Origin of the sequence: Streptomyces caatingaensis, from assembly GCF_001187435.1 — a bacterium.
Lineage (GTDB): Bacteria > Actinomycetota > Actinomycetes > Streptomycetales > Streptomycetaceae > Streptomyces > Streptomyces caatingaensis.
In genome coordinates this window covers 626,371-649,296 of sequence record NZ_LFXA01000004.1, presented here as the reverse complement: position 1 = coordinate 649,296, position 22,926 = coordinate 626,371, and the positions used below count along the sequence as shown (strand labels likewise).

General features: G+C 72.7%; 25 protein-coding genes. 14 read left to right on the top strand and 11 right to left on the bottom strand.

All coding sequences use genetic code 11. The annotated features are described in order from the left end of the window. Positions 1–10: 10 nt before the first annotated feature. Genes ybeY through AC230_RS10355 form a run of 3 tightly spaced genes read left to right on the top strand, consistent with a single transcriptional unit; the run spans position 11 to position 2,355 of the window. On the top strand, positions 11–508 hold the full coding sequence (gene ybeY, locus AC230_RS10365) for an rRNA maturation RNase YbeY (protein WP_049715775.1): 498 nt from the start codon (positions 11–13) through the stop codon (positions 506–508). Beyond that, positions 505–1,866 (top strand): hemolysin family protein, encoded by a 1,362-nt coding sequence (locus AC230_RS10360; RefSeq protein ID WP_049715774.1) that lies wholly within the window; start codon positions 505–507, stop codon positions 1,864–1,866. Before ybeY ends, AC230_RS10360 begins: the two co-directional genes overlap by 4 nt. A 54-nt stretch (positions 1,867–1,920) precedes the next feature. Continuing rightward, on the top strand, positions 1,921–2,355 hold the full coding sequence (locus AC230_RS10355; protein ID WP_049715773.1) for an SRPBCC family protein: 435 nt from the start codon (positions 1,921–1,923) through the stop codon (positions 2,353–2,355). A gap of 36 nt (positions 2,356–2,391) precedes the next feature. Here AC230_RS10355 and AC230_RS10350 read toward each other — a convergent pair whose 3' ends face one another. After that, positions 2,392–3,573 (bottom strand): MFS transporter, encoded by a 1,182-nt coding sequence (locus AC230_RS10350; RefSeq protein ID WP_049715772.1) that lies wholly within the window; start codon positions 3,571–3,573, stop codon positions 2,392–2,394. Positions 3,574–3,709: 136 nt separating this feature from the next. Between AC230_RS10350 and AC230_RS10345 the strand changes: the two genes are divergently transcribed. Beyond that, positions 3,710–4,555, top strand: coding sequence for a helix-turn-helix transcriptional regulator (locus AC230_RS10345; protein WP_241833175.1), 846 nt, complete (start codon positions 3,710–3,712; stop codon positions 4,553–4,555). Between the two features lie 5 nt (positions 4,556–4,560). Here the strand turns inward: AC230_RS10345 and AC230_RS10340 are convergent, their stop codons facing one another. Beyond that, positions 4,561–6,069, bottom strand: coding sequence for an MFS transporter (locus AC230_RS10340; RefSeq protein WP_078871113.1), 1,509 nt, complete (start codon positions 6,067–6,069; stop codon positions 4,561–4,563). A gap of 153 nt (positions 6,070–6,222) precedes the next feature. Here AC230_RS10340 and AC230_RS10335 point away from each other — a divergent pair, with 153 nt between their 5' ends. Genes AC230_RS10335 through era form a run of 3 tightly spaced genes read left to right on the top strand, consistent with a single transcriptional unit; the run spans position 6,223 to position 8,449 of the window. After that, the gene (locus AC230_RS10335) at positions 6,223–7,101 is read left to right on the top strand and encodes a helix-turn-helix transcriptional regulator (protein ID WP_078871138.1); all 879 of its coding nucleotides are present in this window, start codon (positions 6,223–6,225) and stop codon (positions 7,099–7,101) included. Beyond that, positions 7,098–7,460: a cytidine/deoxycytidylate deaminase family protein gene (locus tag AC230_RS10330; RefSeq protein WP_049715888.1), complete on the top strand. Its 363-nt coding sequence runs from the start codon at positions 7,098–7,100 to the stop codon at positions 7,458–7,460. Before AC230_RS10335 ends, AC230_RS10330 begins: the two co-directional genes overlap by 4 nt. 47 nt (positions 7,461–7,507) lie before the next feature. Then, complete coding sequence (gene era / locus AC230_RS10325) at positions 7,508–8,449, top strand: GTPase Era (RefSeq protein ID WP_078871112.1); 942 nt, start codon at positions 7,508–7,510, stop codon at positions 8,447–8,449. Between the two features lie 21 nt (positions 8,450–8,470). Here era and AC230_RS10320 read toward each other — a convergent pair whose 3' ends face one another. Then, the gene (locus tag AC230_RS10320) at positions 8,471–8,737 is read right to left on the bottom strand and encodes a protealysin inhibitor emfourin (protein ID WP_049715768.1); all 267 of its coding nucleotides are present in this window, start codon (positions 8,735–8,737) and stop codon (positions 8,471–8,473) included. Between the two features lie 30 nt (positions 8,738–8,767). Further along, positions 8,768–9,832, bottom strand: coding sequence for a M4 family metallopeptidase (locus AC230_RS10315; protein ID WP_049715767.1), 1,065 nt, complete (start codon positions 9,830–9,832; stop codon positions 8,768–8,770). A 319-nt stretch (positions 9,833–10,151) separates the two neighbouring features. On the opposite strand from AC230_RS10315, the gene leuA reads away from it, so the two are divergent. From leuA to AC230_RS10295, 4 genes are all read left to right on the top strand, one after another. After that, positions 10,152–11,930, top strand: coding sequence for a 2-isopropylmalate synthase (leuA, locus tag AC230_RS10310; protein ID WP_049715766.1), 1,779 nt, complete (start codon positions 10,152–10,154; stop codon positions 11,928–11,930). A 171-nt stretch (positions 11,931–12,101) separates the two neighbouring features. Next, a complete protein-coding gene (locus AC230_RS10305) occupies positions 12,102–12,842 on the top strand; it encodes a tellurite resistance TerB family protein (RefSeq protein ID WP_049715765.1) in 741 nt (246 codons plus the stop codon). 76 nt (positions 12,843–12,918) lie between these two features. Next, complete coding sequence (gene recO, locus AC230_RS10300) at positions 12,919–13,665, top strand: DNA repair protein RecO (RefSeq protein ID WP_049715764.1); 747 nt, start codon at positions 12,919–12,921, stop codon at positions 13,663–13,665. A 26-nt stretch (positions 13,666–13,691) separates the two neighbouring features. Beyond that, positions 13,692–14,525 (top strand): isoprenyl transferase, encoded by an 834-nt coding sequence (locus AC230_RS10295; RefSeq protein WP_049715763.1) that lies wholly within the window; start codon positions 13,692–13,694, stop codon positions 14,523–14,525. Positions 14,526–14,541: 16 nt separating this feature from the next. On the opposite strand, the gene AC230_RS10290 is transcribed toward AC230_RS10295, so the two are convergent. The 4 genes from AC230_RS10290 to AC230_RS10275 form a co-directional block, all read right to left on the bottom strand. Then, positions 14,542–14,952, bottom strand: a complete 411-nt coding sequence (locus tag AC230_RS10290) for a Fur family transcriptional regulator (RefSeq protein WP_049715762.1) — start codon at positions 14,950–14,952, stop codon at positions 14,542–14,544. Between the two features lie 178 nt (positions 14,953–15,130). Beyond that, the gene (locus tag AC230_RS10285; RefSeq protein ID WP_049715761.1) at positions 15,131–16,021 is read right to left on the bottom strand and encodes a metal ABC transporter permease; all 891 of its coding nucleotides are present in this window, start codon (positions 16,019–16,021) and stop codon (positions 15,131–15,133) included. Continuing rightward, positions 16,021–16,788 carry a metal ABC transporter ATP-binding protein gene (locus tag AC230_RS10280; RefSeq protein ID WP_049715760.1) on the bottom strand — a complete coding sequence of 256 codons (768 nt, stop codon included), beginning with the start codon at positions 16,786–16,788 and terminating at the stop codon, positions 16,021–16,023. The genes AC230_RS10285 and AC230_RS10280 overlap by 1 nt, the downstream gene beginning before the upstream one ends. A 14-nt stretch (positions 16,789–16,802) precedes the next feature. After that, positions 16,803–17,825, bottom strand: coding sequence for a metal ABC transporter substrate-binding protein (locus AC230_RS10275; RefSeq protein ID WP_049715759.1), 1,023 nt, complete (start codon positions 17,823–17,825; stop codon positions 16,803–16,805). A 210-nt stretch (positions 17,826–18,035) separates the two neighbouring features. Between AC230_RS10275 and AC230_RS10270 the strand changes: the two genes are divergently transcribed. Then, positions 18,036–19,418 (top strand): glycine--tRNA ligase, encoded by a 1,383-nt coding sequence (locus AC230_RS10270; protein WP_049715758.1) that lies wholly within the window; start codon positions 18,036–18,038, stop codon positions 19,416–19,418. Here the strand turns inward: AC230_RS10270 and AC230_RS32960 are convergent. Next, a complete protein-coding gene (locus AC230_RS32960; RefSeq protein ID WP_198535485.1) occupies positions 19,388–19,921 on the bottom strand; it encodes a hypothetical protein in 534 nt (177 codons plus the stop codon). The genes AC230_RS10270 and AC230_RS32960 overlap by 31 nt on opposite strands. 132 nt (positions 19,922–20,053) lie before the next feature. On the opposite strand from AC230_RS32960, the gene AC230_RS10260 reads away from it, so the two are divergent. Both AC230_RS10260 and AC230_RS10255 read left to right on the top strand, forming a co-directional pair. Next, complete coding sequence (locus AC230_RS10260; protein ID WP_049715757.1) at positions 20,054–21,301, top strand: sensor histidine kinase; 1,248 nt, start codon at positions 20,054–20,056, stop codon at positions 21,299–21,301. Next, complete coding sequence (locus AC230_RS10255) at positions 21,289–21,930, top strand: response regulator transcription factor (RefSeq protein WP_049715756.1); 642 nt, start codon at positions 21,289–21,291, stop codon at positions 21,928–21,930. The genes AC230_RS10260 and AC230_RS10255 overlap by 13 nt, the downstream gene beginning before the upstream one ends. On the opposite strand, the gene AC230_RS10250 is transcribed toward AC230_RS10255, so the two are convergent. Both AC230_RS10250 and AC230_RS10245 read right to left on the bottom strand, forming a co-directional pair. Beyond that, entirely contained in the window at positions 21,888–22,382 is a 495-nt protein-coding gene (locus AC230_RS10250; RefSeq protein ID WP_049715755.1) for a hypothetical protein, read from the bottom strand. The genes AC230_RS10255 and AC230_RS10250 overlap by 43 nt on opposite strands. Before the next feature lie 78 nt (positions 22,383–22,460). Further along, on the bottom strand, positions 22,461–22,922 hold the full coding sequence (locus tag AC230_RS10245; protein ID WP_049715754.1) for a hypothetical protein: 462 nt from the start codon (positions 22,920–22,922) through the stop codon (positions 22,461–22,463). Positions 22,923–22,926: the final 4 nt, after the last annotated feature.

The window sequence follows — 22,926 nt, the reverse complement described above, 5'->3', positions numbered from 1 at the left end:
ACTGAGCACGATGTCGATCGACGTCAACAACGAATCCGGCACGGAGGTCGACGAGCAGGCGATCCTCGACGTCGCCCGCTACGCGCTGGCCCGGATGCGCATCCACCCGCTCTCCGAGCTGTCGGTCATCGTCGTCGACGCCGAGGCCATGGAGCAGCTCCACATCCAGTGGATGGACCTGCCCGGCCCGACCGACGTCATGTCCTTCCCGATGGACGAGCTGCGTCCGCCGACGAAGGACGACGACGAGCCCCCGCAGGGGCTCCTCGGCGACATCGTGCTCTGCCCGGAGGTCGCGAGGAAGCAGGGCGAGGCGGCCCCCACCCGGCACTCCATGGACGAGGAGCTCCAGCTCCTGACCGTCCACGGCGTCCTGCACCTCCTCGGTTACGACCACGAGGAACCCGACGAGAAGGCCGAGATGTTCGGCCTCCAGGCGGCGATCATCGACGGCTGGCGCGCCGAGCGCGGGATCGAAGGGGCCTCCCCGGCTCCCACGATCACGTGACCGGCCAGCTGATCGCCGCGGCGGTCCTCCTGCTCGTCGTCGCCTGGCTCGCGGCCTGCGCGGAGGCGGGGCTGTCCCGGACGACGCGGTTCCGCGCGGAGGAGGCGGTGCGGCTGGGGCGGCGCGGCAGCGCGAAGCTCATGGCCGTCGCCGCCGACCCGACGCGCTACCTCAACGTCGCGCTGCTGGTGCGCGTCGCCTGCGAGATGGCGGCGGGCGTGCTGGTGACGTACGTCTGCCTGCGCGAGTTCCAGGCGACCTGGCAGGCGCTGACCGTCGCCGTCGCGGTGATGGTCCTCGTCTCGTACGTGGCCGTCGGCGTCTCCCCGCGCACCATCGGCCGCCAGCATCCGCTGGGCACCGCGACGGCCGCCGCGTACGTCCTGCTGCCGCTCGCCCGGGTCATGGGGCCGGTGCCGCGGCTGCTGATCCTCATCGGGAACGCCCTCACCCCCGGCCGCGGCTTCCGCATGGGTCCCTTCGCCTCCGAGGCGGAGCTGAGGGCGATGGTGGACCTCGCGGAGAAGGAGTCGCTCATCGAGGACGAGGAGCGGCGCATGGTGCACTCCGTCTTCGAGCTCGGCGACACGCTCGTCCGCGAGGTGATGGTGCCCCGGACGGATCTCGTCGTCATCGAGCGCGGCAAGACCATCCGGCAGGCGCTGACGCTGGCGCTGCGCTCCGGCTTCTCGCGGATCCCCGTGACCGGCGAGAACGAGGACGACGTCGTCGGCATCGTCTACCTCAAGGACCTCGTCCGGCGCACCCACATCAATCGCGAGGCGGAGTCGGAGCCGGTCTCCACGGTGATGCGGCCGGCGGTCTTCGTGCCCGACACCAAGAACGCCGGTGATCTGTTGCGCGAGATGCAGCAGCAGCGCAATCACTGCGCGGTCGTCATCGACGAGTACGGCGGCACGGCCGGCATCGTCACGATCGAGGACATCCTCGAGGAGATCGTCGGCGAGATCACCGACGAGTACGACCGCGAGCTGCCGCCGGTGGAGGAGCTGGGCGAGGGCCGTTACCGGGTCACGGCCCGGCTGGACCTCGGGGACCTCGGGGAGCTGTACGGCCTGGAGGACCTGGACGACGAGGACGTCGAGACTGTCGGCGGGCTCCTCGCCAAGTCCCTGGGCCGGGTGCCGATCGCCGGCGCGACGGCGGATGTGCCGCTCGCCGAGCGGGGGGCCGATCCGGCGGTGACGGCGCTGCGGCTGACGGCCGAGGCGCCCGCGGGGCGGCGGAACCGGATCGTGACGGTGCTGGTGGAGCCGGTGCGGGGTGGATCCGCGGCGTCCGCGGCCGAGGGTGTGGCCGGGGGGCCGGGCGCGGGGCCGGGCGGCGGAATTTCCTGACCGGTTCTCCGGGGGTGCGCATGGGCGGGGCGGTGGCGGGTTACCCACCGCCCCATGAGCGAGTTCGAACGCACCCGTACCATCGCCGCCCCTCCCGAGGCGGTTTTCGACCAGGCCTGTGATGTGGGGCGGCTGGAGCACTGGCTCCCCGGGGAGCTCCACGTCCACGCCGGCCACCCGCCGGTGGTCACCGTCCACGAGGACCGCACCGGCGACGACGCGGAGGCCCTCGTCTGCCCGCGGCGGGAGCGGCTCCGGCTGGAGTGGTGCACGAGTGAGGACCGGCGGTATGCGGGGTGGTTGCAGGTGGCGCCGGCGGATGGGGGCGGGGGTGGTTCCGGTGGCAGTGCTGTGACTGTCCATCTGTCGTTCGGGCCGGGGTCGCACCGGCCGGAGGACGGGGTGGTGGAGGCGGCGCTGGAGCGGAGTCTGGAGCGGTTGGAGGAGGCGGTGGTGCGGGGTGGCTTGGGCGCCGGCCGGGGGGACTGAGCCCCGGCCCTACCCCCCTGGGGGAGGGGCTGGGGCTCAATCCCCCGCCCGGAGGCCCAGCGCCACCAGCACCCCCACCCCCGCCACCACCACCGCATCGACCCCGATCGCCGGCCGCAGCCCCCACCCCGCCCCCGCCGCGCTCAGCAGCGGGATGCCGACCGTCGTCCCGAGCTGCTGCGCGCTGGTCACCAGGCCCGTGGCCAGGCCCTGTTCGTCATCCGGCACACCCGACGTCGCGACGACCCCGTAGGCCACCACGGCCCACAGATTCCCCACGACCCCCACCGACGCCCCGGCCAGGGCCGTCCACACCGCCCCCGGGCCCGTGCCCAGCCACGCCAGCGGCGCGGTCGCGCCGGCCTGGAACAGCAGGGAGCCGGCCAGCACACGCCGTGCGCCGAAGCGGGCCACGACGCGGGAGGCGGTCAGGCCGCCGAGGGCCGCGAAGAGCCCCTGCACGCCGAAGAGGAGCCCGGTGCGGAAGGGCGAAAGGCCCAGCACGTCCTGGAGGTAGAGGGTGAGGAGGAAGATCAGCGCGGTCATGGTCGCCACCGTGGCCAGCCCGCCGAGGTTCCCCCAGGCCACCGTCCGCCGCCGCAGCATCGCCAGCGGCACCAGCGGGGCGGCGGCCCGGGACTCGACGACGGCGAAGACGGCGAGGAGCAGGACGCCGGCGGAGAAGGAAAGGATCACGTCCGCCGCGCCGAAACCCCGCTGCGCGGCGGCCGACAGGGCGAGGACCATCCCCGTGGTGTAGCCGAGCGAGAGCACCGTGCCGTTGATGCCCAACGCCCGCTCGCGCAGCGGCCCTTCGGGGAAGGACGTGGTGAGCAGCGCCATGCCGGTCGGCACGATCAGCGCCGCGCCCACGCCCTGAAGGGCCCGCCCGGTGAGGAAGGACGCGGTGCCGGGGGCGAGGGCGACCAGCACCGAGGCCGCCGTGAAGACGCGGAGCCCGAGGAGGAAGAGCCGGCGCCGCCCGTAGCGGTCGCCGAGCCGGCCGAAGAGCAGCAGCAGCCCGCCGGAGGGCAGGGCGAAGGCGGTGACCGCCCACTGGAGGTCGGCCCGGCCCATGCCGAGGTCGGAACCGAGCACCGGCAGGGCGACGTTGAGGATCGAGAAGTCCAGCGTGACGACGAACTGGGCGGCGCACAGCACCAGCAGGGTCAGCCGGGCGCGGCCGGACAGGGGCGGGGTGAGGGCATCGACGGACATGACGGTCAGCCTCCGGTCCGCGGAATACCGGTGGGGAGAGCGTGTTGATGGGGGTGTCCACAGCACCTGCCTGCCCGGGAGGACGACCGTGCGCCAGAGCACCCCGCACCGCCGCCACGAGCTGCGCCGCTTCCTGATGAGCCGCCGGGCCGGGTTGAGCCCCGCCGAGGCGGGGCTGCCGGCGGGCGGCGGGGCGCGGCGGACGCCGGGGCTGCGGCGCGAGGAGGTCGCGGTGCTCGCCGGGGTGGGCACCACCTGGTACCGGTGGCTGGAGCAGGGGAGGGACATCACCGTCTCCCCGCAGGTGCTCGACGGCGTCGCCCGGGTCCTGCGGCTGACCGCCGTCGAGCGGCGCCATCTGTACGTCCTGGCCGGGCTCAACCCGCCGCTGCCGGAGTCCGGCGAGGCGCCGGACAGCCTCTGCCCGGGGCTGCGGCGCCTGATCGACGCCTGGCTGCCCAACCCCGCGCACATCATGGACGCGTACTGGAACACCGTCGCGGCCAACGCATCCGCCGCCCGCCTCCTGGGCCTCGGCCCGGACGGCCGCGAACCCGGCGGCCGGCCGCACAACTGGCTGTGGCACTACTTCACCGACCCCGCGTTCCGGCCGCGGTCGGCCGCGCGGGAGGAGAACGCCCGGCGGGTGGTCGCGCAGTTCCGCGCCTCGTGCACGGAGCGGCCGGACGCCTGGCGGGCGGGTGAGGTCGCGGAGCTGGTGGACGAACTGCGCGCGGCCAGCGAGGAGTTCGCCGGGCTGTGGGAGGAGGGTGCCGTCCGCCCCGAGGGGCAGCTCGTCAACGAGCTGGAGCATCCGCTGGCCGGCCGGCTCGCGTTCGAGAGCAGCCCGCTGCGGATCCCCTCCCGGCCGGATCTGACGATCGTGATGCACAACCCGGTCCCCGGCAGCGGCACGGCCGAGAGGGTGGCGCGGCTCGTCGCGGCGGACGGGAGGGCGTCTTCGCCCGTACCGTCCTCCTGACGCCGCTACCGGTTCCTGGGGCGCAGCGCCACCGCGACGAGCACGGCCACCGCCGCGACGACCGCCGCGTCCACGCCCAGGCCGAGCCTGACGCCGTCCAGCGTGGCGGGGACGACGCCCTCGCCGCCCGAGCGGAGGGCGGCCGTGCGGGCCGAGGCGAGGGCGCTCAGCAGCGGGATGCCGATGGTGAGGCCGACCTGCTGGGAGCTGGTCACCAGGCCGGTGGCCAGGCCCTGTTCGCGGTCGGGGAGGCCCGAGGTGGCGACGACCCCGTAGGCGACGATGGCCCACAGGTGGCCCACGCACGCGAGCGAGGCGCACACCAGCGTCAGCCAGGCGCCCGACGTGGCGCCCACGCCCAGCAGCAGCGCGGTGAACGCGGCCTGGACCAGCAGTCCGCCGACGAGGGTGGCGCGGGTGCCGAAGCGGGCGATGACCCGGGGCGCCACCGTGCCGGCGGCCACCGCGAAGGCGCCCTGCACGCCGAAGACGAGCCCGGTGCGGAAGGCCGAGAGGCCCAGCACGTCCTGGAGGTAGAGGGTGAGCAGGAAGACGACGGCGGTCATCGTCGAGAACGTCGTCAGCCCGGCCAGGTTGCCGAAGGCGACCGTGCGCCGGCGCAGCATCGGCAGCGAGACCAGCGGCTCGGCCGCCCGCGACTCGACGAGGACGAACGCGACGAGCAGGACGAGGCCGGCGGCCAGGGCGACGAGGACGTCCGTGCCGCCGAAGCCGCGCTGTGCGGCGGTGGACAGGGCGTAGATGAGGGCGAGCAGGCCGCCGGTGACGGTGGCGGCGCCGGGCAGGTCCAGGCGCGGCCGGTCGGGGATGGGGGCACCTCCCATGCCCTTAAGGCTATGGGGGATGGACTCGGTCAGCAGGCCGGGGGCGCCGAGGAGGACGCCGGTGCCGGCGACGGCGAGGAGGCCCATGGTCGAGCGCCAGCCGAGCCCGTCGGTCATGACGCCGCCGAGCAGCATGCCGACGGTGAAGCCGAGCGAGAGCAGGGTACTGCTGATGCCCAACGCCCGCTCGCGCTGCGGCCCTTCGGGGAAGGTCGTGGTGAGCAGCGCCATGCCGGTGGGCACGGTGACGGCCGCGCCCACCCCTTGCAGGGCGCGTCCGGCCAGGAAGGACGCCGGGCCCCAGGCGAGCGCGGCCAGCACCGAGGCGGCGGTGAAGAGCGCGAGCCCGGCGAGGAAGAGCCGCCGCCGGCCGTACAGGTCGCCGAGGCGGCCGGAGAGCAGCAGGAAGCCGCCGGAGGGCAGGGCGAAGGCGGTGACCGCCCACTGGAGGTCCGCCCGGCCCATGCCGAGGTCGTCGCCGAGCACGGGCAGGGCCACGTTGAGGACGGAGAAGTCGAGCGCGACGATGAACTGCGCGGCGCACAGCACCAGCAGGGTCAGCTTCGCGCGGGCGGACATCCCCGCCCCCGCCGCGACGGGGGCCGGCGCGGGGGCGGTGGAGGTGGGGGAGGGGGACGGGGTGGGGGAGGGGGACGTGTCGATCGGCATGCGCCCACCCTCGGGAAGGCGGAATACCGGTGGGGAGTCGGTGCTTATGGTGGTGGCCGCACCACCAGGTACCGAGGGGGAACGTTGACGACCGCGACGACGCGCGGGGCCGGGGCCGGGACGAACCGCCGTTCCGAACTGCGCGACTTCCTGATGAGCCGGCGGGCCAGGGTCAGCCCGGCGGAGGCCGGCCTGCCCGGCGGCGGCGCCCGCCGCCGGACCCCCGGGCTGCGCCGCGAGGAGGTCGCCGTGCTCGCGGGGGTGGGAGCGTCCTGGTACCAGTGGCTGGAGCAGGGGCGCGACATCACCGTCTCCCCGCAGGTGCTCGACGCGGTGGCGCGGGTGCTGCGGATGACCGGCCCCGAGCGCCGTCACCTGTACGTCCTGGCCGGTCTCAACCCGCCGCTGCCCGACGCGGCGGTCGACGACCCCGAGTACCTGTGCTCCGGCGTGCTCCGGCTGATCGAGGGCTGGATGCCCCACCCCGCGCACGTCATGGACCCCTACTGGAACACCGTCGCCTACAACGCCTCGGCCGCGCTGGTGATGGGCTTCCGCCCCGAGGTCCGGCAGAACTGCCTGATCTCCTTCTTCACCGACCCCGTCTACCGCTCGCGCGCCGCCCAGTGGGAGCGGAACGCGCACAGCGTCGTCGCCCAGTACCGCGCGGCCTGCTCGGAACGCCCGGGCGACGAGGGCTTCGAGGCGATCGTCGCGGAACTCTCCGCGCTCAGCCCGGAGTTCGCGGAGCTGTGGGCGCGCAACGACGTCCAGCCGGCCGGGCAGCTCAGCAAGGAGTACGCCCACCCGGTGGCCGGCACGCTGCGCTTCGAGATCAGCCCGCTGAAGATCCCGGCCCGGCCGGACCTGACGATCGTGCTGCACAACCCCGTTCCGGGCACGGACACCGCCGAGCGCGTGGCCCGGCTCAACACCCCCGAGGGGCGCGAGCGGACGCGGGCGGCCGACCGGTCGCTGCCGGGGTACGCGATGGCGTGCTGGCCCCGGCCGCTGTCTATCCTCTGGCCATGACGGACATCAGCGCGCCCGACCCGCTCGACCCCGAGGACCGCAAGCTCATCACGCTCGCCCGCGCCGCCCGGGCCCGCAACGGCGTCCCGGAGGGGGCGGCCGTGCGCGACGGGACCGGGCGGACGTACGTCGCCGGGACCGTCGCCCTCGACTCCCTGCGGCTGAGCGCGCTCGCCACGGCCGTGGCCATGGCGGTGGCGAGCGGGGCGACCTCGCTGGAGGCCGCGGCGGTCGTCACCGAGGCGTCCGCCGTCCCGGACGCCGACCGGGCGGCCGTGCGGGACCTGGGCGGCGCGGGGACGCCGGTGTTCCTCGCGGGCCCCGACGGCACGCCCTCGGCGGTCGTGACCGCGGGCTGACCGGCCTCTGGTCGGCGCGGTGCGGGCGATCAGGGAGAATGAACCCCATGGACAGAGCTTCCTCCCCCTCCCAGGCGCCCCACCGCGCGGGCTTCGCGTGCTTCGTCGGCCGCCCCAACGCGGGCAAGTCGACCCTGACCAACGCTCTGGTGGGGACGAAGGTCGCGATCACCTCCAACCGCCCGCAGACCACCCGGCACACCGTGCGCGGCATCGTGCACCGCCCCGACGCCCAGCTCGTGCTGGTCGACACCCCCGGTCTGCACAAGCCGCGCACGCTGCTGGGCGAGCGGCTCAACGACGTGGTGCGGACCACCTGGGCCGAGGTGGACGTGATCGGCTTCTGTCTGCCCGCCGACCAGAAGATCGGCCCCGGTGACCGCTTCATCGCCGGCGAGCTCGCCGCGATCAGGAAGACCCCCAAGGTGGCGATCGTCACCAAGACCGACCTCGTCGACTCCAGGGCGCTGGCCGCCCAGCTGCTCGCCGTCCAGAAGCTCGGCCAGGAGCTGGGCATCGAATGGCAGGAGATCATCCCGGTCTCCGCGACCGGCGGCTCGCAGGTCTCCCTCGTGGCCGACCTCCTCGTCGGGCTCCTCCCGGAGAGCCCGCCGCTCTACCCCGAGGGCGAGCTCACGGACGAGCCCGAGCAGGTCATGGTGGCCGAGCTGATCCGCGAGGCGGCGCTGGAGGGGGTGCGGGACGAGCTGCCGCACTCCATCGCCGTCGTCGTCGAGGAGATGCTGCCGCGCGAGGACCGTCCCGCGGACAAGCCCCTGCTCGACATCCACGCCAACCTCTACATCGAGCGTCCCAGCCAGAAGGGCATCATCATCGGCCCCAAGGGCGCCCGCCTCAAGGAGGTCGGCGTGAAGTCCCGCAAGCACATCGAGGCCCTGCTCGGCACGCCGGTGTACCTCGACCTCCATGTGAAGGTCGCCAAGGACTGGCAGCGCGATCCGAAGCAGCTCCGCCGGCTCGGCTTCTGACCGCCGGGGCGGGCGCCCCCCTCACGCACCCTCCCGCAGCACCGCCCGGATCAGCTCCCGCTGGTCCTCCGTGAGGTGCGGGTCCGCGAGGTGCACCTTGCGGTTGTCGACGGTGATCTCGTAGTGGAAGCCGTCGGGCACTCCCCGGGAGGGGGCGTCGCGGCCGGGGGCCAGAGCCCGGTGGGCGAGCGCCTCCAGGTGCGTCGCGTCGGGCCGCCCGGACGTGTCCAGCTCGGCCCGCCGCTCGATGCCGGCGAAGCCACCGCTCCGCGTGATGACGATCCGCATGGCGCCCATTCTGGCCCGCCGGCCGCCCGGTTACGAGGCGGGGACGCCCACCTGGGACCACGCCTTGAGGACCGCCCGCACCTCGTCCCCGTCCCCGTACAGCTCCTTCGCCGAGGCCAGCGTCTGCCGGGCGAAACCGGCGAAGTCGACGGTGGGGGTGAGCCCGCCGCCGGTCAGCGTCGCGTACCAGATCCGGCCCGCGCGCTCCCACGCGTGCCCGCCCAGCTCCGTCGCCAGCAGGTAGAACGCCCGGTTGGGGATGCCGGAGTTGATGTGGACGCCGCCGTTGTCGCGCGGGGTGCGGACGTAGTCGTCCATGGTGCCGGGCTGCGGGTCCTTGCCCATCTGCGGATTGTCGAACGCGGTGCCGGGCGCCTTCATGGAGCGCAGCGCGCCCTCCAGCCCCGGGCCGAGGAGCCCCTCGCCGATCAGCCAGTTCGCCTCGGCGGCGGTCTGCCCCAGCGTGTACTGCTTGATCAGCACGCCGAAGACGTCCGAGACCGACTCGTTGAGCGCGCCGGACTGCCCGTAGTACTCCAGGTTGGCTGTGTGCTGGGTGACGCCGTGGGTGAGCTCGTGGCCGATGACGTCGAGCGGGATGGTGAAGTCCACGAAGAGCGTGCCGTCGCCGTCGCCGAAGACCATCTGCTCGCCGTCCCAGAAGGCGTTGTCGTACTTCACGCCGTAGTGGACGGAGGCGGTCAGCGGCAGCCCGGCGTCGTCGACCGAGTGCCGTCCGAAGACCTTGAGGTAGAAGTCGAAGGTCGCGCCGAGGCCGGCGTAGGCCCGGTTGACGGTGGCGTCCTTGCCGGGCGGGTCGCCCTCGCCGCGCACCCGGGTGCCGGGGAGCTGCGTCAGGTGGTGGGCGTCGTGGATCGTGCGCCGCGCCGAGTCGGACGGCGTGCCGGCGGGGGCGGCGACGCCGCGGGCGGCCGTGACCCGGCGGCGGGTGCGCAGGGCGCCGTCGTGCTCCAGGGTGCGGCGGGCGGGCTCGTGGTGGAGGGGGTCCTCGGACTGGGCGAGCCGGTCGAGGACGTGGGGGGGAATGATCGTGCAGAAGGGACGGTGTGCCGTCCCGGTGGGGTCGTCATTCATGGCCCGAATGTGGCACCGGGTCACCCGCATGTCACTCCCTGGTGCCATGATTAATGAAATCGAGTGTTCGGTCGGCTTTGACCGGCACGTTCCGTTCGGTGCTGGTAGCCGTCCCGCATGCTGGAACGCCCCTCCGCGATCCGTCCCGCCTCGGATACTGTGCTGCACACCATGCGCTACGGGCTGCTTCTCCTTAGCTGCCGCGGCGAGGGTTCGCAGTCGTAGACCGACGCCCTCCCCGCGGGGTCCGGTGCTGCGGTCCAGGCGAGCACCGTGTCGGTCGTCCTCCTTCCGAGCCCGCACGAGGAGCCTCGCGCCGATGCCCGTGACCACCGATTCCCCCGCCCCCGTCGGCCGCCCGACCCCCCTGACCGCCGCCACCGTCACCCAGCGGCCGTCCGGCATGCCCGTCCACAAGTACGGCCGCTACGAGGCGGTGGACCTGCCCGACCGCACCTGGCCGGACCGCCGCATCACCCGGGCCCCCCGCTGGCTCTCCACCGACCTGCGCGACGGCAACCAGGCGCTGATCGACCCGATGTCGCCGGCCCGCAAGCGGGAGATGTTCGACCTGCTGGTGCGCATGGGCTACAAGGAGATCGAGGTCGGCTTCCCGTCCTCCGGCGCCACCGACTTCGCCTTCGTCCGCTCGATCATCGAGGAGGGGGCGATCCCCGAGGACGTGACGATCTCCGTGCTGACGCAGGCGCGCGAGGAGCTGATCGAGCGGACCGTGGAGTCGCTGCGCGGCGCGCACCGCGCCACCGTGCACCTCTACAACGCCACCGCCCCGGTCTTCCGCCGCGTCGTCTTCCGCGGCTCACGCGAGCAGGTCAGGCAGATCGCCGTCGACGGCACACGGCTGGTGATGGAGTACGCGGACAAGATCCTCGGTGACGACACCGTGTTCGGCTACCAGTACAGCCCCGAGATCTTCACCGACACCGAGCTGGACTTCGCCCTGGAGGTCTGCGAGGGCGTGATGGACGTCTGGCAGCCGGAGGCCGGCCGCGAGATCATCCTCAACCTGCCCGCCACGGTGGAGCGTTCGACGCCGTCCACGCACGCCGACCGCTTCGAGTGGATGTCGCGCCACCTGTCGCGCCGGGAGTACGTCTGCCTCTCCGCGCACCCGCACAACGACCGCGGCACCGCGGTCGCCGCCGCCGAACTGGCCGTGATGGCCGGGGCGGACCGCGTCGAGGGCTGCCTCTTCGGCCAGGGCGAGCGCACCGGCAACGTCGACCTGGTGACCCTCGGCATGAACCTCTTCTCCCAGGGCGTCGACCCGCAGATCGACTTCTCGCAGATCGACGAGATCCGCCGCACCGCCGAGTACTGCACCCAGATGGAGGTCCACCCGCGCCACCCCTACGCGGGCGACCTCGTCTACACCGCCTTCTCCGGCTCCCACCAGGACGCCATCAAGAAGGGCTTCGAGGCGATGGAGGCCACGGCCGCGGCGGCGGGCCGGAGCGTGGACGAGATCGAGTGGGCCGTACCGTACCTGCCCATCGACCCCAAGGACGTCGGGCGTTCGTACGAGGCCGTCATCCGCGTCAACTCCCAGTCCGGCAAGGGCGGTATCGCCTACGTCCTGAAGAACGACCACAAGCTGGACCTGCCGCGCCGGATGCAGATCGAGTTCTCGAAGATCATCCAGGCGCGGACGGACGCGGAGGGCGGCGAGGTCACCCCGCAGGAGATCTGGTCCGTCTTCCGCGACGAGTACCTGCCGACCGAGGACAACCCGTGGGGCCGCGTCGAGCTGCGCGCCACCCACACCTCGACGGCGAGCGACGGCACCGACGCGCTGACCGTCGAGGCCGTCGTGGACGGCGTCGAGACCGTGCTCACCGGTACGGGCAACGGACCGATCTCCGCCTTCTTCGACGCGCTCGGCGCGACCGGCATCGACGCCCGTCTGCTCGACTACTCCGAGCACACGATGAGCGAGGGGGCCAGCGCCCAGGCCGCCTCCTACATCGAGTGCGTGATCGACGGGAGGGTGCTGTGGGGCATCGGCATCGACGCCAACACCACGCGGGCCTCGATCAAGGCCGTCGTCTCGGCGGTGAACCGGGCGTACCGGCCCTGACCCGGCCGCCGGCCGTCCCGTGACGTCAAGGGCGCGCCGCCGAAACCACCGCATCCGGTGGGGCCGGTGGCGCGCGGCCGGGCGGGCGCCCGAAGACCGCGCACGAGGTACTGACGCCACATCATCGATGTGGCTAACATCACGTCAACGCGGCGACGAGGCCGTGGCGTTATGGAGGTGTGCGCCGTGAAGCACGCGCAAGGCCGACACGACCCCGACCGGTGTGTGCTGGGCGTACGGACCGTGTGGCGGACCGTCGGGGACGGCGAGTTCTTCTGTCCCGGCTGCGGAGGGGACCGCAACTACCACCGCCGCACGGGCCGCAGGCGCCTCGTCGTGCTGGGCGTCCCGCTGCTGCCCCGCGGGCCGGTGGGCCCGGTCGTCGAGTGCACGGCGTGCGGCGAGCGGTACGGGACGGACGTCCTCGACCACCCGACGACGACGCGGTTCTCCGCGATGCTGCGGGACGCCGTGCACACCATCGCGCTGGCCGTCCTCGCGGCGGGCGGCACCGAGTCCGCCACGGTACGGCGGGCGGCGGTGGGGGCGGTGCGGGCCGCCGGCTTCGCCGACTGCAGCGAGGAGCAGCTCGTCACGCTCATCGAGGCCCTCGCCGCCGACACGGGCCGGCTGCCGGGCAGATACCCCGCGCCGGCGGTGGCCGGCCGGGACGGCTTCGACCCCTGCGGGACCGCCCTGGCGATCGAGCTGCACGAGGCGCTGGAGCCGCTCGCTCCGCACCTCGCGCCCGCGGGGCGGGAGTCGATCCTGCTCCAGGGGGCGCGGATCGCCCTGGCGGACGGGCCCTACCGCCCCGCGGAGCGGGAGGTCCTCGCGACCGTGGGCCGCGCTCTGATGATCTGTCCCGAGGACACCGACCGGCTGCTGACGGCGGCGCGCACGCCGTCGTGACGCGGCAGCGGCGCCGCGCGCGCCGCCCTCGCGCGGGGCGGGGAGAAGCACCCGTCCCGTGCGGGACAATGAGTCCATGACCCTCTTCCGCGACGACGGCATCGTGCTGCGCACCCAGAAGCTGGGTGAAGCGGACAGGATCATCACCCTCCTCACCCGCACCCACGGCCGGGTCAGGGCCGTGGCCCGCGGCGTCCGCCGCACCAAGTCCAGGTTCGGCGCCCGGCTCGAACCCTTCTCGCACGTGGACGTGCAGTTCTTCGCCCGCGGCGGGGAGCTCGTCGGCCGCGGCCTGCCGCTGTGCACGCAGAGCGAGACCATCGCCGCGTACGGCGGCCGGATCGTCACCGACTACGCCCGCTACACCGCCGGCACGGCCATGCTGGAGACCGCCGAGCGGTTCACCGACCACGAGGGCGAGCCCGCCGTCCAGCAGTACCTGCTGCTCGTCGGCGGGCTGCGCACCCTCGCCGCGGGGGAGCACGCCCCGCACCTGATCCTGGACGCGTTCCTGCTGCGCTCCCTCGCCGTCAACGGCTACGCGCCGAGCTTCGACGCCTGCGCGCGCTGCGGGATGCCCGGGCCGAACCGATTCTTCTCGACCGCCGCCGGCGGCGTCGTCTGCGGCGACTGCCGGGTGCCCGGAAGCGTCGTACCCTCCTCGGAGGCGATCGGACTCCTCGGGGCGCTGCTGACCGGGGACTGGGCCACCGCGGACGCGTGCGAGGCGCGGTACGTCAGGGAGGGCAGCGGCCTCGTCGCCGCCTACCTGCACTGGCACCTGGAGCGGGGCCTGCGTTCGCTCCGCTACGTGGAAAAGTGAACGATTGACGAGGAGTAGTGGCAGTCATGGCACGACGCGGGCTTCTGGGCCGCCCCCGACGCGAGTACCGCACCCCCGAGCCGCACCCCTCGGGGGAGCGCCCGCCCAAGATCCCCGGTGAGCTGGTGCCGGAGCACGTCGCCATCGTCATGGACGGCAACGGCCGCTGGGCCAAGGAGCGCGGGCTGCCGCGCACCGAGGGGCACAAGGTCGGCGCCGAGCGCGTGCTGGACGTCCTCCAGGGCGCCATCGAGATGGGTGTCGGCAGCATCTCGCTGTACGCCTTCTCCACGGAGAACTGGAAGCGCTCCCCGGAGGAGGTCCGCTTCCTGATGAACTTCAACCGCGACTTCATCCGCAAGACCCGCGACCAGCTCGACGAACTCGGCATCCGCGTCCGCTGGGTGGGCCGCATGCCCAGGCTGTGGCGCTCGGTCGCCAAGGAGCTCCAGGTCGCCCAGGAGCAGACGAAGGACAACGACCTGCTCACGCTGTACTTCTGCATGAACTACGGCGGCCGCGCCGAGATCGCGGACGCCGCGCAGGCGCTCGCCGAGGATGTGAAGGCGGGCCGCCTCGACCCGTCGAAGGTCAACGAGAAGACGCTGGCGAAGTACCTCTACTACCCGGACATGCCGGACGTGGACCTCTTCCTGCGCCCCTCCGGCGAGCAGCGCACCTCCAACTACCTGATCTGGCAGAGCGCTTACGCGGAGATGGTCTTCCAGGACGTGCTGTGGCCGGACTTCGACCGCCGCGACCTGTGGCGGGCGTGCCTGGAGTACGCGCAGCGGGACCGCCGCTTCGGCGGGGCGATCCCCAACGCGGTGCCCAACACCGTGCCCGGACAGCAGGGTTGACGGGCCGGGGGCTGCGCTACGCCCGGCGCGCGCAGTCCCCGCAGGTGCCGAAGATCTCGACGGTGTGGGCGATGTCCACGAAGCCGTGTTCGCGGGCGATGGTGTCCGCCCACGTCTCGACGGCCGGGCCCTCGACCTCGACGGCCTTGCCGCACTCCCGGCACACCAGGTGGTGGTGGTGTCCGCTGGAGCAGCGGCGGTAGACGGCCTCGCCCTCGCTGGTGCGCAGGACGTCGACCTCGCCGGCGTCGGCGAGGGACTGGAGGGTGCGGTAGACCGTGGTCAGCCCGACGGAGGCGCCGCGGTGCTTGAGCATGTCGTGGAGTTCCTGCGCGCTGCGGAACTCGTCCACCTCGTCGAGCGCGGCCGCTACGGCGGCGCGCTGCTTGGTGGCACGGCCGCGTACCGGGGGACCGGCGGTCGCCACAGTTGCCTCCTCAAACTCGGCTGAACACCCAACGCACGGGTTTTTCGGCGTGTCCGGCCAATTGTGCCAGGCCCGGCGGACGGCCCGTGCGCTGTGATCCACGGGATCCGGACGGTTCCGGGAACACAGGTTTGGGTCGCCTTACCAGGCCCTGGACCAGCGGTTCTCTCCCGTCGCCTCAGACCCGTACGTCGTCGGCCGGAACCGCCCCGCCGTCCTCCTCCAGGGTGCAGCGCTCCTCGTCGGCGCTCCGTCGGGCGCGGGATTTCGCCAGGGGCGCGGCGATCGCGGTGAGGACCACGAAGACGCCGATCGCGAGCAGCACGATGGTGGCGCCGGGCGGGACGTCCACGTAGTACGAGGTGGTGGTGCCCGAAAGGGTCACCAGCACGCCGATGCCCACGGACAGGGCGAGCGTGGTGGCGAAGCTGCGGGCGATCTGCTGGGAGGCGGCGACCGGGATCACCATCAGGGCGCTCACCAGCAGCAGGCCGACGACGCGCATGGCGACGGTGACGGTCAGCGCGGCGGTGATCGCCACCAGGAGGTTGAGCAGCCGCACCGGCAGTCCGGTGACGCGGGCGAACTCCTCGTCCTGGCAGATGGCGAAAAGCTGTCGGCGCAGGCCCAGTGTGGCCAGGATCACGAACGCGGCCAGGACGCAGATCGCGACGAGGTCCTGCTGCGAGACGGTGGTCAGCGAGCCGAAGAGGTAGGTGACCAGGTTGGCGTTGGAGCCGCCGTCCGACAGGTTGATCAGCATCACGCCGCCGGCCATGCCGCCGTAGAAGAGCATGGCGAGGGCGATGTCGCCGCGGGCCTTGCCGTACGAGCGGACCAGCTCCATGATCACGGCGCCGGCCACGCAGACGGCGGCCGCCACCCACACGGGGCTGGCGTTCAGCAGGAAGCCCAGGCCCACGCCGGTGAGGGCGACGTGGCCGATGCCGTCGCCCATCAGCGACTGGTGGCGCTGTACGAGGTAGATGCCGATGGCGGGGGCGGTGATGCCCACGAGGAGCGCGGCGAGCAGTGCCCGCTGCATGAATGCGGCGTCGAGGATGTCCATCAGCTCAGCAGCCCTGTCCGAATCGGTTCCGCACCCGGTCCGGCGTGCGGGTGTACGTGGTCGTGGCCCGGGAGCGCGTGCTGGCCCACGGCCTCCGGCGGCGGTCCGTCGTGGACGACGCAGCCGTCGCGGAGCACGACCGCCCGGTCGATGAGGGGCTCCAGCGGCCCCAGTTCGTGGAGGACGAGCAGGACGGTGGCGCCCCGGGCGACCTCCGTGCGCAGCGCCTCGGCCAGGACCTCCTGGCTGGCGAGGTCCACGCCGGCCATCGGCTCGTCCATGATCAGCAGTTCGGGGCGGACGGCGAGGGCACGGGCGATCAGGACCCGCTGGTGCTGGCCGCCGGAGAGCGCGTTGACCGAGTCCTTGATGCGGTCCGCCATGCCGACCAGCTCCAGGGCCTCGACCACGGCCTCGCGGTCCGCCTTGCGGGGCGGCCCGAGCCGGGTGCGGGCCAGCCGCCCGGCGGCGACGACCTCGCGCACGGTGGCGGGGACGCCGGCCGCGGCGGTGGTGCGCTGGGGGACGTACCCGATGCGCGCCCAGTCGCGGAACGTGCGCTTCGGCGTGCCGAAGAGCTCCAGCTCCCCGCCGGTCAGCGGGACCTGGCCGACGATCGCGCGGACCGCGGTGGACTTGCCGGAGCCGTTGGCGCCCAGCAGCGCGACGACCTCGCCGCGGCCGACGGTCAGGTCCACGCCGCGCAGGACGGGCCGCGAGCCGAGCGACGCGGTGGCTCCGCGCAGGGATATGACGGGCTGCTCCATGGTTGCCTCCTGCGTCACTTGGTGCCCAGCGCCTTCCGCAGGGCCGCGAGGTTGGACTCCATGACCTCGAAGTAGTCGTGGCCCTTGGACTCGTCGGTGATGCCCTCCAGCGGGTCGAGGACGTCGGTCTTCAGCCCCAGGTCGCGGGCGAGCGTCTTCGCCGTGGCCGGGCTGGCGATGGTCTCGAAGAACACCGTCTTCACATGGTGGTCCTCCGCCAGCCTGTGCAGGTCCTTGATCCGCGCGGCGCTGGGCTCGGACTCCGGGTCGACGCCGCTGATGGCCTCCTCGGTGAGGCCGTAGCGCTCGGCGAGGTAGCCGAAGGCGGCGTGGGTGGTGATGAAGGTGTCCGAGGCGCGGTTCCGCAGCCCGTCCGCGAACTTCTTGTCGAGGTCGCCGAGGCGCTTGGTGAGCGCGGCGGCGTTCTTCTCATAGTCCGCCCGGTGGCCCGGGTCCGCCTCGGCGAGGGTCCTGGCGACGCCCTTGGCGACCTCGGCGTACTTCACGGGGTCGAGCCAGATGTGCGGGTCGGCGGCGTTGTCGTCGCCGTGGTCGTGGCCTTCGTGGCCCTTCTCCGCGTCGCTGCCGTGGTGGTGGCCGTCGACCTCGTCCCCGTGCTTCTCCAGGGAGGTGAAGGAGGCCGCGTCGGCGACGTGCCGCGCGCCGGACTGCTTGACCGCCTCGTCGACGGCGGGCTGGAGGCCCTTGAGGTAGACGACCGCGTCGGCCTTCCCCAGGGCGGCGACCTGCCGGGGCTTGAGCTCCAGGTCGTGCGGTTCCTGTCCCGGCTTGGTCAGGCCGGTGACGTGGACGTGGTCCCCGCCGATCTCGTGGGCGAGGAACTCCATCGGGTAGAACGACGCGATCACGTCGATCTGGCCCTCCTTGTGCCCCGCGTCCTCGTCCGACGCGCAGGCGGAGAGCGATACCAGGCCGAGGGCGGCCGCGACGGCGACGCGCACCGTTATCCGGACCTTCCGGATCTTCCGGGATATTCGGGGGGCTCGGGAGCGGGGACGGGGTCGGCTGGCGTTCATGACACTCATTTTCAACGAAAATGGAAACGATTGTCAACTAGCGGGGTCGGGGGGCCGGTCCCGGCCAGGGCCCGGCACCGATTTGATGAGGAGGGGTGTCGCGCCGGTAACCTGAAGCATTCGCCCGCCCGTCTCCCGACCGCCACCCCTCAACGAGGCGCTGACGCGCCGCCCCTGTCCATTAACCGTCGTCACAATGAAGAGAGCACCGTGGCCGCCGACAAGATCGACACCATCGTCAGCCTGAGCAAGCGCCGTGGCTTCGTCTATCCGTGCAGTGAGATCTACGGCGGCCAGCGCGCCGCCTGGGACTACGGACCGCTGGGCGTCGAGCTCAAGGAGAACATCAAGCGCCAGTGGTGGCGCTCCATGGTCACCTCGCGCGACGACGTCGTCGGCATCGACTCGTCGGTGATCCTCGCCCGCGAGGTCTGGGAGGCATCCGGTCACGTCGCCACCTTCACCGATCCGCTCACCGAGTGCACCTCCTGCCACAAGCGCTTCCGCGCCGACCACCTGGAGGAGGCGTACGAGGCCAAGCACGGCAGGCTCCCCGAGAACGGCCTGGCCGACGTCAACTGCCCGCACTGCGGCAACAAGGGCGGCTTCACCGAGCCCAAGCAGTTCTCCGGCCTGCTCTCCACGCACCTCGGCCCGACCCAGGACACCGGCTCGGTGACCTACCTGCGCCCGGAGACCGCCCAGGGCATCTTCACCAACTTCGCCCAGGTCCAGCAGACCTCGCGCCGCAAGCCGCCGTTCGGCATCGCCCAGACCGGCAAGTCCTTCCGGAACGAGATCACCCCGGGCAACTTCATCTTCCGCACCCGCGAGTTCGAGCAGATGGAGATGGAGTTCTTCGTCAAGCCGGGCGAGGACGAGAAGTGGCACGAGTACTGGATGGAGCAGCGCTGGAGCTGGTACACCGGCCTCGGCATGCGCGAGGAGAACATGCGGTGGTACGAGCACGCCGCCGAGAAGCTCTCCCACTACTCCAAGCGCACCGTCGACATCGAGTACCGCTTCAACTTCGGCGGCACTGAGTACTCGGAGCTGGAGGGCATCGCCAACCGCACCGACTACGACCTCAAGGCGCACTCCACCGCCTCCGGCCAGGACCTGTCGTTCTTCGACCAGGAGGCCGGCGAGCGCTGGTTCCCGTACGTCATCGAGCCGGCGGCCGGTCTGAACCGCGCCATGCTCGCCTTCATGCTCGACGCCTACGTCGAGGACGAGGCGCCCAACGCCAAGGGCGTCATGGAGAAGCGCGTCGTCATGCGCCTGGACCCGCGCCTGGCCCCGGTCAAGGTCGCCGTCCTCCCGCTCTCCCGCAACCCGCAGCTCTCCCCCAAGGCCAAGGGCCTCGCGGCCGACCTGCGCAAGCACTGGAACATCGACTTCGACGACGCCGGCGCCATCGGCCGCCGCTACCGCCGCCAGGACGAGATCGGCACCCCGTTCTGCGTCACCGTCGACTTCGACACCCTCGACGACAACGCCGTCACGGTGCGCGAGCGCGACACGATGAAGCAGGAGCGCGTCTCCCTCGACCAGATCGAGGGCTACCTGGCGGGCCGCCTGATCGGCTGCTGAGGCCGTTCGCTCGTTCCGGAGGCCCCGGTCCCGCCGCCGTGCGGGGGCGGGGCCTCCTGCGTCCGGCGCGCCGGCCGGCGGACCGCGTCCCCGGCCGGGCCCGAGGGCCGCGTGTCACCGGGCGCCCGCGCCGCCAGCGCCGCGCACACCGTCGCCAGGGGCAGTTCCAGGGCGACGGCCATGGCGAGGGCCGAGGCGAAGTCCGCGCCCGGGACGGCCGTCACGGTGTCGAACCAGGCGTCGGCGACGAGGAGGGCGGCCGTCGCGGCGGCGGCCGGGCGGTGCCGGGGGTCGTGGCGGGCGGTGAGCAGACCCGTGGTGAGGAGGCCGGCGGCCTCAAGGGCGTCGAGGCCGGCCCAGGCCAGTGGCCAGCGGACCGCGGGATAGGTGGCGGGCAGGCCCGTCGCCAGGCAGGCGAGCCAGGGGACCAGGGCCGCTCCGCAGGCGGCGAGGGCGAGGCCGACGGTGCGTCGGCGGGGGAGTCGGAGGGCTGGCTGCGGCATGGGTCCAGCCTTCGCCGCCGGGGGCTTCCGGTCAGTAGCGCGGCTGTCCGTCCCGGGGTGGCACCAGGTTCACCACCGAGCCGGACGACAGCGCCATGGACCCCGTCCACCAGGCGTTTTACCGTTCTCGGCATGACCGTCGCCCGCCTGTCGCGCACCGCCCTGCTGCCCCTGGCCCAGGCCGGCCGCCCCGCCGCCCGCCTCGCCGCCGGGGCGCTCGCCCAGCTCCCCGCCCTGCTGATCATGGCGCTGCCGTGGGTGTCGTACGAGGACATCTCCTCCGTGCCGGAGATCCTGCTGTCCGTCCTCCTGCCGCTCGGGGGCGTGGCGCTGGCCGCGCCCGGGCTCACGGCGTTGCAGCGGTGGCGGTTCGCGGCCGCGGCGGGCGTGGAGATCCCGCGCCGGCCGCGGGCCCGGGGGCCGCTGGCGGCCCGGCTGCGGTCCGCGTACACCGGTCCGCAGCTCCGCTACCACCTGCTCGCCGGCCCGGCCGTCGCCCTCGCCGGACTCCTCGTCCTGCTGGGCGCGTTGACGGCGGTCGTGGCCGCGACGGTGTACGTGTGGGTGTGGGCGCTGCCGGTCGGCTGGCGGCTGAGCCAGTTCGGATACGCGACGCAGGCGGCGTACCTGACCGCGGGCGGGGTGCTGCTGCTGTACGGCGGGGCGCGGGCGGCCGGGGCCCTCGTACGCCTCGACACCCGCACGGCCCTGACGCTGCTCGGCCCGAGCCGGGAGGAGCGGCTCGCCCGCCGCGTCGAGGAGGTCACCGAGGCCCGGGCCGGCGTCGTCGACGCGGCGGACGCCGAACGGCGGCGCATCGAGCGCGACTTGCACGACGGCGCGCAGCAGCGGCTGGTGTCGCTGGCGGTCAACCTCGGCCTGGCCAAGGCGACGCTCACGGACCTGCCGGAGGACGCGCGGCGCGTCATCGACGAGGCGCACCGGGAGGCGAAGGCCGCGATCCAGGAACTGAGCGACCTGGTACGGGGGTTGCACCCGGCGGTCCTGGAGGACCGGGGGCTGGACGCGGCGCTCTCCGGCCTCGCGGAGCGCGCCCCGCTGCCCGTGCGGGTCCGGGTGGACCTGGCCTCCCGTCCCGCCCCCGCGATCGAGTCCGTCGCCTACTTCGTCGTCTCCGAGGCGCTCGCCAACGTGGTCAAGCACGCGCAGGCGTCCGGGGCGGAGGTCGCCGTCGAACGCTTCGGGGGGATACTTCTCGTCGTCGTCTCCGACGACGGCGTGGGCGGGGCGGACGTGGCGGGCGGTACGGGCCTGGCGGGTCTGGCCAAGCGGGTCGCGTCGGTCGACGGCACCTTCTCGATCAGCAGCCCCGTCGGGGGCCCGACCGTCGTGACTGTGGAGCTGCCGTGCGCGCCGTGATCGCCGAGGATTCCGTCCTGTTGAGGGTGGGCCTGGTGAAGGTCCTGGAGATGGCCGGGTTCGAGGTGGTCGCGGAGGCGGGCGACGCGGAGGCGCTCCTCGCGGCGGTGGAGGAGCACCGCCCCGGCATCGCCGTATGCGACGTCCGCATGCCGCCCGGCTTCACGGACGAGGGCGTCCGCGCCGCGCTCGCCATCCGCGCGCAGTGGCCGGACACGGCGGTGCTGCTCCTCTCCCAGTACGTCGAGGAGCGCTACGCCGCGGACCTGCTGACCGGGGACACCCGCGGCGTCGGCTACCTGCTCAAGCAACGCGTCGCGGACGTCGAGGAGTTCGTGGACGTGCTGCGGCGGGTGGCGGCCGGGGGGACGGCGCTGGATCCGCAGGTCGTCTCGCAGCTGCTGCTGCGCCGCCACAGCGACCCGCTGGACCGGCTGACCCCGCGCGAGCGCGAGGTCCTGGAGCTGATGGCGGGCGGCCGCTCGAACGCGGGGATCGCGGAGCGGCTGGTGGTGAGCGAGAGCGCGGTGGCGAAGCACATCAACAGCATCCTGGCGAAGCTGGATCTGCCGAAGGCGGAGGGGGATCATCGGCGGGTGTTGGCGGTGTTGCGGTTTCTGGGGGTGTGAGGGCGGTAGATCTCAGCTCGTTGGTGCTCATGGCGCTCTCCTACGGCGTAGCGGCCGAAGCTGCGGACGAGGTGGGGGAGGGTGACGGCCAGGCACAGGGGCGCGACGGCGACCTCGAAGATCTGCAGCAGCGCCAAGACGACGGACGCGGCAGCGGCCAGAACGGACACGACGGTCCAGAACCGCTTCGACCGTCGCCGTACGGGGACGGAAAGGACTCCGTGTCGGTCCTGGCGGCGGATGTCCTGAGCGACCAGGCACACCACGCCGGTGCCGAGTACGGCGTACACAACCAGGAAGACCGTCAGGGCAACTGGACCGTCCTTGGCCACGGCCCAGCCGGAGGCGAGGGACATGGCGCCCAGCACAGTGCTGAAGAACAGCCAGGTCAGCGTCATCTTCAGCCTGCGCCACCAGTAGGGGAGGCCGCGGTCCACCCAGGTGGTTCCCACGCCGTGGAGGCTCTTGGGAGGGGGAGGCTGGGGCGCGTGCCTGCGGGGGCGCTTCTTCTTGGCCATGGCGCTGTGCCGTCAGGCGTCGAGGCCGGACTTCTGGCGTTCGACGCGTTCGCCGATGGTGTAGCGGCCGAAGCTGCGGATGAAGTGCGGAAGCGCGGCACCGAACGCGATGGGAACGGCGATGAACACCACCGGGGCGCAGCTGGAAAGCAGAGCGTCGGCCTTCTGTTCCCAGGCGTGAAAGCGGGACTTCCTTGCCTCGTGGGAGGCGACTGTGACACCGAGTCGGTCGACTCTCCGGATTTTCACCGCTGTTGTGCAGCCGAGGGTAGCGGACAGCAATCCGTAGACGGAGACGAAGGCGATCAGGGCGGCCGTGTTCACCTGTGCCATGCCGTAGGAGAATCCGACGGCCATGCCGCCGGACAGGGCTGTGAGAAAGAACCAGAAGAGCGTCAGTGCCACGCGGCGCCACCAGTAGGAGAAGTCGCGTTCCAGGTAGGTCAGCCCCACCCAGTGCAGAGGCTCCGGCATATAC

Bases quoted from the DNA above. Each gene is read 5' to 3' on its own strand.
- ybeY (WP_049715775.1), top strand. From the start codon at position 11: ATGTCGATCGACGTCAACAACGAATCCGGCACGGAGGTCGACGAGCAG.
- AC230_RS10355 (WP_049715773.1), top strand. From the start codon at position 1,921: ATGAGCGAGTTCGAACGCACCCGTACCATCGCCGCCCCTCCCGAGGCG.
- AC230_RS10350 (WP_049715772.1), bottom strand. From the start codon at position 3,573: ATGTCCGTCGATGCCCTCACCCCGCCCCTGTCCGGCCGCGCCCGGCTG.
- AC230_RS10345 (WP_241833175.1), top strand. From the start codon at position 3,710: ATGAGCCGCCGGGCCGGGTTGAGCCCCGCCGAGGCGGGGCTGCCGGCG.
- AC230_RS10340 (WP_078871113.1), bottom strand. From the start codon at position 6,069: ATGCCGATCGACACGTCCCCCTCCCCCACCCCGTCCCCCTCCCCCACC.
- AC230_RS10335 (WP_078871138.1), top strand. From the start codon at position 6,223: ATGAGCCGGCGGGCCAGGGTCAGCCCGGCGGAGGCCGGCCTGCCCGGC.
- AC230_RS10330 (WP_049715888.1), top strand. From the start codon at position 7,098: ATGACGGACATCAGCGCGCCCGACCCGCTCGACCCCGAGGACCGCAAG.
- era (WP_078871112.1), top strand. From the start codon at position 7,508: ATGGACAGAGCTTCCTCCCCCTCCCAGGCGCCCCACCGCGCGGGCTTC.
- AC230_RS10320 (WP_049715768.1), bottom strand. From the start codon at position 8,737: ATGCGGATCGTCATCACGCGGAGCGGTGGCTTCGCCGGCATCGAGCGG.
- AC230_RS10315 (WP_049715767.1), bottom strand. From the start codon at position 9,832: ATGAATGACGACCCCACCGGGACGGCACACCGTCCCTTCTGCACGATC.
- leuA (WP_049715766.1), top strand. From the start codon at position 10,152: ATGCCCGTGACCACCGATTCCCCCGCCCCCGTCGGCCGCCCGACCCCC.
- AC230_RS10305 (WP_049715765.1), top strand. From the start codon at position 12,102: ATGGAGGTGTGCGCCGTGAAGCACGCGCAAGGCCGACACGACCCCGAC.
- recO (WP_049715764.1), top strand. From the start codon at position 12,919: ATGACCCTCTTCCGCGACGACGGCATCGTGCTGCGCACCCAGAAGCTG.
- AC230_RS10295 (WP_049715763.1), top strand. From the start codon at position 13,692: ATGGCACGACGCGGGCTTCTGGGCCGCCCCCGACGCGAGTACCGCACC.
- AC230_RS10285 (WP_049715761.1), bottom strand. From the start codon at position 16,021: ATGGACATCCTCGACGCCGCATTCATGCAGCGGGCACTGCTCGCCGCG.
- AC230_RS10280 (WP_049715760.1), bottom strand. From the start codon at position 16,788: ATGGAGCAGCCCGTCATATCCCTGCGCGGAGCCACCGCGTCGCTCGGC.
- AC230_RS10275 (WP_049715759.1), bottom strand. From the start codon at position 17,825: ATGAACGCCAGCCGACCCCGTCCCCGCTCCCGAGCCCCCCGAATATCC.
- AC230_RS32960 (WP_198535485.1), bottom strand. From the start codon at position 19,921: ATGCCGCAGCCAGCCCTCCGACTCCCCCGCCGACGCACCGTCGGCCTC.
- AC230_RS10260 (WP_049715757.1), top strand. From the start codon at position 20,054: ATGACCGTCGCCCGCCTGTCGCGCACCGCCCTGCTGCCCCTGGCCCAG.
- AC230_RS10245 (WP_049715754.1), bottom strand. From the start codon at position 22,922: ATGCCGGAGCCTCTGCACTGGGTGGGGCTGACCTACCTGGAACGCGAC.